Source organism: Spirosoma fluminis (assembly GCF_054778895.1).
In genome coordinates, this window is sequence record NZ_BAAGZD010000037.1 from 1 (window position 1) to 3,190 (window position 3,190).

At 55.3% G+C, this 3,190-nt stretch carries 2 rRNA genes; both read right to left on the reverse strand.

Features of this window, described 5'->3' with window-relative positions:
• Nucleotides 1-64: 64 nt before the first annotated feature.
• Nucleotides 65-175: ribosomal RNA gene (rrf, locus tag ACYVBJ_RS21815) — 5S ribosomal RNA — on the reverse strand.
• 124 nt (nucleotides 176-299) lie between these two features.
• Nucleotides 300-3,134: ribosomal RNA gene (locus ACYVBJ_RS21820) — 23S ribosomal RNA — on the reverse strand.
• Nucleotides 3,135-3,190 lie beyond the last annotated feature (56 nt).

Below are 3,190 nucleotides of genomic sequence, written 5' to 3' on the forward strand. Positions count from 1 at the left end.
AAAACCCTATAAACGGCGATAGCCCACCCCTTCCGGGATGGGCTATCGCCTTTACAATGACACCAGGTGGCACCTTCCTACTCTCCCGCTTGTGACAGCAGTACCATCGGCAGTACGGGGCTTAACGGCTCTGTTCGGAATGGAAGAGGTGTTCACCCGCCTTACCAGCACCAACCTGTATGTTCCTTCGTCGATCGGAGACCTGCCCCAACCAACAATGCCCTTTGTCGTTTGCCCCACAGAGAAAGACCTGGTGATTCACTTCGTACTCGACCTGCTCAAAGTCTGTCCCATAACCGTTAAACACGCGCCCGGGCTCATTAGTACGGCTCAGCTCAACGGCTCTCACCGCGTACACCTGCCGCCTATCCACGTGCTCGTCTCGCACAACCCTTTCGCAGATGACTCATCTTGGGGCCAGTTTCGCACTTAGATGCCTTCAGCGCTTATCTTAACCATACGTAGCTACTCGGCCGTGCCTGCGGCCAAACAACCGATCCGCCAGCGGTATGTCCATCCCGGTCCTCTCGTACTAAGGACAGACCCCCGCAGTCATCCCACGCCCACCACAGATAGGGACCGAACTGTCTCACGACGTTCTGAACCCAGCTCGCGTGCCACTTTAATCGGCGAACAGCCGAACCCTTGGAACCTTCTCCAGCCCCAGGATGTGACGAGCCGACATCGAGGTGCCAAACCTCCCCGTCGATGTGAGCTCTTGGGGGAGATCAGCCTGTTATCCCCGGCGTACCTTTTATCCTTTGAGCGATGGCCCTTCCATGCGGAACCACCGGATCACTATACCCTGCTTTCGCACCAGATCGGCTTGTAGGCCTCACTGTCAAGCTTGCTTCTGCTATTGCACTCCCCTGCCGATTACCGTCCGGCATGAGCAAACCTTGGGAAACCTCCGTTACCCTTTCGGAGGTGACCACCCCAGTCAAACTACCCACCAAACACTGTTCTCCTCACCGGAGTTAGACCGCCAGTCAGCCAAGGGCGGTATTTCAAGGGCGGATCCACGATGCCTGGCGACACCGCTTCAACTCCTCCCGCCTATCCTACACATACCTGACCGGCGATCCATGTTAAGCTGTAGTAAAGGTGCACGGGGTCTTTCCGTCCCGTGGCGGGTAAGCGGCATCTTCACCGCTACTACAATTTCACCGAACTCATGGTTGAGACAGTGCCCAGATCGTTACACCATTCGTGCAGGTCGGAACTTACCCGACAAGGAATTTCGCTACCTTAGGACCGTTATAGTTACGGCCGCCGTTTACTGGGGCTTCAGTTCAAACCCTCGGAGTTACCCCCTAAGCTCCCCCCTTAACCTTCCAGCACCGGGCAGGTGTCAGACCCTATGCGTCAACTTTCATTTTAGCAGAGTCCTGTGTTTTTGGTAAACAGTCGCCTGGGCCTTTGCTCTGCAACCTCCCATTGCTGGGTAGGCCCCCCTTCTCCCGAAGTTACAGGGTCATCTTGCCGAGTTCCTTAACCATGATTCTTTCGCGCACCTTAGCATATTCTGCCCAGCTACCTGTGTCGGTTTGCGGTACGGGTATCCATGCGCTTAACGAACAACCACTTTTCTTGGAAGCCTCTTCAGTCCTTCGGATCAGCCGAAGCCTCACCTCAACGCCCACTTCCGTCCGGACGTAGCACCCCCGACGCTCCGTCATGGTTCTTCCTGCATAGATAGTGTGGGACTATTAACCCACTTCCCCTCAGGACCCACCCTTCGGCTGCCCCTTAGACCCCGACTAACCCTCCGTTGACTGCCATCGCGGAGGAAACCTTAGCCTTTCGGTGTGAGGAGTTCTCATCCTCATTCTCGTTACTTATGCCTACATTTGCTTTTCTATACGGTCCACCATGGCTCACGCCACAACTTCACCCCCTATAGAATGCTCTCCTACCACAATACACTCCAAGTGTATGTCCATAGCTTCGGTGGTGTGCTTGATGCCCGTTTATTATCGACGCCCGCCCCGCTCGACCAGTGAGCTGTTACGCACTCTTTAAAGGAATGGCTGCTTCCAAGCCAACCTCCTGGCTGTCTCAGCAGCCGGACCGCCTTTGTTCAACTTAGCACACACTTGGGGACCTTAGCTGATGGTCTGGGTTGTTCCCCTCTCGGAACAGGACCTTAGCACCCTGCCCCTCACTGCCCAGCACCTCTCTGCGCATTCGGAGTTCATCAGAAGTTGGTAGGATGTGACTCCCCCGCATCCTGTTGGTGGCTCTACCTCACAGACAGTAACACTGAACGCTGTTCCTAAAAACATTTCGGAGAGTACGAGCTATTTCTCAGTTTGATTGGCCTTTCACCCCTACCCGCAGCTCATCCGGAAGCTTTTCAACGCTTATCGGTTCGGCCCTCCACGGTGTGTTACCACCCCTTCAGCCTGGCCACGGGTAGATCACCAAGTTTCGCGTCAACCCCCACTGACTAAGCGCCCTGTTCAGACTCGCTTTCGCTTCGGATCCGTACGTCCACGTACTTAACCTCGCCAGTGACGGTTACTCGTAGGCTCATTATGCAAAAGGCACGCCGTCACCCCACACTGGAGGCTCCGACCGCTTGTAAGCGCCTGGTTTCAGGATCTATTTCACCCGGGTACTCCCCGTACTTTTCACCTTTCCCTCACGGTACTCTGCACTATCGGTCTTCTGGTTGTATTTAGCCTTACCGGATGGTGCCGGCCGATTCAGAGGGGATTTCTCCGGTCCCCCCCTACTCAGGATCCCCAACCCACCAGCGCACTGACCCGTACGGGACTCTCACCCTCTATGGTTGACTTTCCCAAGTCATTTCAGTTCGATTGCTGGCTTGATGTCGGGTCCTACTACCCCAGCTGTGCCGTAACACAACTGGTTTGGGCTGTTCCCCGTTCGCTCGCCACTACTCAGGGAATCACTTGTTTGTTTTCTCTTCCTGCGGCTAGTTAGATGTTTCAGTTCACCGCGTTTGCCCCCCGTAGGGTACTGCCTCTTCAAGACAGTGGGTTGCCCCATTCGGACACCTTAGGATCAGCCCCTGCCAGCGGGTCCCCTAAGCGTTTCGTCGCTTGCCACGTCCTTCATCGCCACCAGAAGCCTTAGGCATCCCCCAGACGCCCTTTTGCTGCGTGTTCTCACGCTTATAGTTCAACTCTTGAGCAACTCTTCTACTTGCTTTTCACCCTAAGCC